This is a genomic window from Marisediminitalea sp. (assembly GCF_984433645.1).
The window spans coordinates 1-5,022 of record NZ_CFIDRX010000028.1; the positions used below are offsets into that span (position 1 = coordinate 1).

Annotated in this window: 4 protein-coding genes; 1 reads left to right on the forward strand and 3 read right to left on the reverse strand. The window is 49.6% G+C overall.

Annotated features, from left to right (window positions below):
• The first annotated feature begins 170 nt into the window (after positions 1 to 170).
• Positions 171 to 872 carry a tRNA-uridine aminocarboxypropyltransferase gene (locus tag AC4MRN_RS05790; protein WP_491202740.1) on the forward strand — a complete coding sequence of 234 codons (702 nt, stop codon included), beginning with the start codon at positions 171 to 173 and terminating at the stop codon, positions 870 to 872.
• A gap of 30 nt (positions 873 to 902) precedes the next feature.
• Here the strand turns inward: AC4MRN_RS05790 and AC4MRN_RS05795 are convergent, their stop codons facing one another.
• From AC4MRN_RS05795 to AC4MRN_RS05805, 3 genes are all read right to left on the reverse strand, one after another.
• Positions 903 to 2,438, reverse strand: a complete 1,536-nt coding sequence (locus tag AC4MRN_RS05795) for an alpha-N-arabinofuranosidase (protein WP_370165681.1) — start codon at positions 2,436 to 2,438, stop codon at positions 903 to 905.
• 11 nt (positions 2,439 to 2,449) lie between these two features.
• Positions 2,450 to 3,415: a glycoside hydrolase family 43 protein gene (locus tag AC4MRN_RS05800; RefSeq protein ID WP_217653444.1), complete on the reverse strand. Its 966-nt coding sequence runs from the start codon at positions 3,413 to 3,415 to the stop codon at positions 2,450 to 2,452.
• A gap of 107 nt (positions 3,416 to 3,522) precedes the next feature.
• The coding region (locus AC4MRN_RS05805) for a LamG-like jellyroll fold domain-containing protein (protein WP_491202741.1) at positions 3,523 to 5,022 on the reverse strand (1,500 nt) is incomplete at its 5' end.

The following is a 5,022-nucleotide window of genomic DNA, read 5'->3' on the forward strand; positions in this document are numbered from 1 at the left end:
ATGCTGACATTGGTTGGACGTCTGTAAACAACGTCTGAACGCAATTTTTCGCAGGCCCTACCGGGCCTGCGTTTATTTCACACCTCATTGTGTATCCATTGTCTTAACTACTGCTATTCAGTGGTGACATCAGCTATACTCCCGTTTCCTTCATTGTTAAGTTCCTTGCCTTGCACAACGCCATATTAGCCTTACGTCAGAGAGAACTGGCGGCATCAACAAAACCCTTCCTTGCTCGTGGTGGTAAAGTAAAACGCTGCGAGGGTTGTCTGTTACCGGTTCAGGACTGTATGTGTGATGCAGTACCATCGCCAACGGCTGACAGCGCGTTTCTGTTTTTAATGTTTAAAGGGGAGTGTTATAAGCCGTCGAATACCGGGCGTCTTATTGCTGATGTCGCGAAAGCTAACTTCGCGTTTACCTGGCACCGTACCGAGCCTCAGCAGGCGTTACTGGATTTACTGCAAGACCCGCGTTACATGCCAATGATTATCTTCCCGCACGAGTATGCTGAACCCGAGAGATGTATTAGCAGTGTTGCATCTAAGGGAGAGAGTAGAATCCCCTTGTTTATCATGTTGGACGGTACCTGGCGTGAAGCCCGCAAGATGTTTAAAAAGAGTGCATATTTACAGCACTTGCCGGTGCTAGGTGTGAGTCCCTCTGAGCAGTCAGATTACATGCTGCGCGAAGCCGCGCACGATTATCAGCTGTGTACAGCAGAAGTGGGTATAGAAGTACTCAGATTAGCCGGGGAAGGAAAGTCTGCAGATGCACTCAGTCGTTATTTTAAGCATTTCAGACGGCAATATCTGAAGGGTAAACCGCATCTGACTGATAAGAATGAACAAGCAGAAAACGGCCTGGATTAAGCCGTTTCTACCCGATAGTTTTTTAGATGGTTATTGAAGGCGACCAACCAAGACCGATTTTGCTGGTAAGGTTAAGTCGTTTAGCGACGTTGTAAACGCGGCAGGTTTAACCACTTCCTTTTGCTTGAAGGTGTTTTTTGCCGTAATGGCATCGTGAGTCAGCAACTCACCGGTTAACTTGCTGAAGTTAGCGTTGCTGAAGTTAAGTGCAATACTCGCTTCGTTCTCCGGATCCAAGTTCACCAGTGCCAAATATACATGGCCATCTGTGCCTTTCGCCAGAGACGCAGTTACTGCGGGAAGTTGCTTTTCGCCGTGCTGATACACATCACTGTCGATGGTAAACGGAATAGCGGTTGCATCCTGGAATACCTTGTACATACCAAACACGTGGTAGGTCGGGGTAACCAGCATATCTGCACCGTCAGTGAGCACCATGGCCTGCAATACGTTAACCATTTGCGCAATGTTGGTCATGTGGACGCGTTCGGCGTATTTGTTAAACAGGTTAAAGTTAACTGCAGTCACAACCGCGTCGCGCAAGGTATTTTGCTGATATAGAAAGCCGGGCTCACGACCAGGTTCCGGATCATACCAGGTGCCCCATTCATCCACGTAAAGACCAATTTTGCCTTCCGGATCATTTTTATCCAGCTTTGCAATGTTAGCTTTCAGGTAGTCGTCCATGCGATAGGTGCGTTCCATTGTGGCAAACCAATCGTCATTGTTGAACTCAGTAGCATGACCTTTGTTTTGCCAGTCACTGTTAGGCAAGGTGTAGAAGTGGTAGCTGATACCGCTCATATTGCGTTCGATATTCGCACTCAGTACATCTGTCCATTCTGTGTCTTCAGTGTGACCGCCACTGCCAACCAACTTCGGTTTTTTACCCGGTGGTGTTTTGATGAATGTGGCGTACTGATTGTACAAATCGACATAGTACTCCGGGCTCATGTGACCGCCGCAGCCCCAGCTCTCATTACCGATGCCGAAATAGGCGATATCCCAGGGTTCTTCACGGCCGTTTTTACGGCGCTCATTGGCCAGTGTGGAGTTTTTGTCGGAGGTCATGTATTCGACCCACTCCGCCATCTCACGCACGCTGCCGCTGCCCAGATTGCCGTTGATGTAGGCATCTGCGCCTAGCAGTTCAATGAAATCGAAGATTTCGTGGGTGCCTACTGCGTTGGTTTCTTCCACACCGCCCCAGTGGGTATTTACTTTAACCGGGCGTTTATCTGGATCGCCGATGCCGTCGCGCCAGTGGTATTCGTCAGCAAAGCAGCCGCCGGGCCAGCGCACCAGCGGTACTTTTATTGCTCTTAATGCATTGAGTACATCATTGCGAAACCCCTTGGTGTTGGGAATATCTGAGTCGGGTCCTACATAAATCCCTTCATAAATACCCCGGCCAAGGTGCTCGGCAAATTGCCCGTAGATGTCTTTATGTAACAGCGGGCCTGTTTCTTTCAGGTTCGCAGTGAGGGTGACGTCGTGTTGTTCCGACACGCAGCCGAATGACAAACCAACGCCGAATAACGTGGCTACCAGCAATTTGCTTTTCATGATGTAACTCCTTAAGGCTGAATACCTTCCGTTGTCATGACGACGCGTTTAAGCGTGCCATCTTCGTTGTAATAAAGCGGGTCTATGGCAACTGAACGGCGGAAGCGGCCGCCACTGGGTTTGCCATCGATAGGCGGCACTGCACCTGTGTGATAGATGAAGTAATCTTTACCTTTAAACTCGATGATCGACTGGTGATTGGTTTCTGTGTTACCCGCGATCTCGTTCAGAATGCCTTTGTATTCCCATGGGCCATGAATACTCTTACTCATGGCATAACAAATCTTTTCCGGGAATTCACAGGCATAGCTGAGGTAATAATTATCGCCCTTTTTATGTACCCACGACGCTTCGGTGTAATTGGGTAAATCGAGTACCTTAATCTCACCGTCAAGCTCAATCATATTGTCTTTAAGCTTCACGTACTTGGGAACTAAATTACCAAAAAACATATAGGTATCACCATTTTCCTCAATGAAAATGGCGGGGTCGATGTCGTCCCAGTCGTTTGGCGTATGCTTGGTCATATCATCGGTGATCAATGCCTTGCCGATGGCGTCTTTAAACGGACCGGTAGGCGAGTCTGACGTTGCGACACCAATGGCGAATCCTGGCTTGTCGTCTTTATGACGAACGGTGGTGTAGAAGTAAAAGGTACCGTCTTTTTCTACCATGTGTGCTGCCCAGGCATCACCTTTCGCCCATGCGAAATCGGTGGCCTTCATGATAGGGCCATGGGCTTCCCAGTTCACCATGTCGGTAGAGCTGAATACCAGCCAGTCATGCATTTGGAAGAACACGTCGTTGTTGGGCGCTTCATCGTGACCGGTATATAGATAGACTGTATCGTTATGTACTAACGCTGCAGGGTCGGCAGTAAAAACATCGGTAAACAGGGGGTTATTGGCTTCCAGCGCTGTAGTCGGGGCCGGGGTATTTACCTCAGATTCGCCCGAGCAGCCAGTCAAGGCAACCATGGCCAATGCTAAACTGATTTGTCGCATAATAATCCTTAAATTAAAAAACAGAGAAAACGAAAAAACCGGCACCGAAGTGCCGGTTAGGTTATTAGCGTAATGCGCGCCTATTCGGGCTTTTGCGCATTGTAAATTTGCATTACATCGGTGGCGGTCAGTGCATCGTCGAATACGTACACCTCATCCAGTTGGCCGTTAAACGCGGCATCCCAGAAGTTTGCACCTAACGAGAATGACGTCACTGACACTGGCGAGAATACATCCGGGAAGCCTGCGCCACTGAAGCCCTCTTCACCGTTGATGTAAATCGTCATGTCGCCCTGGTTGTTCACCATAACCATGTGATACCAGGAACCAGTCTCAAGTACCTGGTCAGTAAAGGCGTCATACCATGCTGTACCAGACCACACCATTGCGTTACTTGCACCGTGGTGACCACCTGGAATCATACTGATCCAGCTGTCGGTGTTGGCGTAGCCGAAGAACACGGGCGAATAAAGGGCCAGTGAATCCGGGTTAAACCACACGGAAATCGCATAAGTGTTGTCACCAATCAGGTTGTCAGGTAGCTGCACACCGTACGTACCGTCCATATCCAGGGCTTTACCCGCAATACCGTCTGCGTACACTGCTGCACCGCCAGCTTCGGTAAGCAATGCGCCTGTCGTTGTGCCCGCGTCGAAGTTACCAGTATCATCAGTTAAGTCTTCGTTATCGAAGCTGTAGTGAACCACTGGATCCGGCAGACCAAGTGCACGTACTGTTGCTTCAAACGTTTTGGTTACCGATGAGCCTTCCAGTGTGATTGTTGCTGTTAATGTAACAACTGCATCGTCTTCACCGTTGGCCGGACGTGTCACCACCCCCTTAGTACTTACCACAGCAGGATTCGAAGACTCCCAACTGATTGCTGAGGCATAAGGGCCAGATACCGTCATTGGCAGGTCAGAAACCACTGCGCTGATATCACCCAAATCGAGCAGTTCTTGTGCAGATGCCAGCAATTCCGAGGTGCTCAGTGGGGTAACGTCCAGGTTCTTCACTTCACCTGCAGTCAATGCCGTGTCATAGAACTTAACGTCGTCAATCATACCCACAAACGGGATATCAAACGGGTTCGTACCCAGAGTAAATGTCGCATTCTGGCCCGTAAAGATGTCCGGTAAGCCGCCAATTTCAGTAGTTTGCACACCGTCTACAAACACTTTAACAATGCCTTTGTTTACCGAGAATGCAACGTGGGTCCAGGTATTCAGTGGCATTGGAACGCCAGTAATACCATCAAACCATGGGTTAGCGCCTTTCAGTGCAGAGTTACTCCACAGCATGATGTTGCCATCCCAGCTGTGCGGCGCCAGGTTGATCCAGCCATTCGCCCCGGCATCACCAAATAATGCCGGCGTGAAGATGGTGGTTTGCGAGGCGTTCAGCCACATAGACACTGTGTAATCATAGGAATCGATGATGCCGTCAGGTAAGCGAATACCGTTCGTACCATCCAGTACGGCTGCCTGACCATTTTGGCCTGCGGCAAACGTGACTGTGCCGTCTGTGCTGTCCGGGCGGATACCCGTTTCAGTTGCAGCGCTGTAGTTACCGATGCCGTC

What these genes read in the sequence shown, in the direction of transcription:
- AC4MRN_RS05795 (WP_370165681.1), bottom strand. Translation starts at nt 2,438, where the DNA reads ATGAAAAGCAAATTGCTGGTAGCCACGTTATTCGGCGTTGGTTTGTCA.
- AC4MRN_RS05800 (WP_217653444.1), bottom strand. Translation starts at nt 3,415, where the DNA reads ATGGTTGCCTTGACTGGCTGCTCGGGCGAATCTGAGGTAAATACCCCG.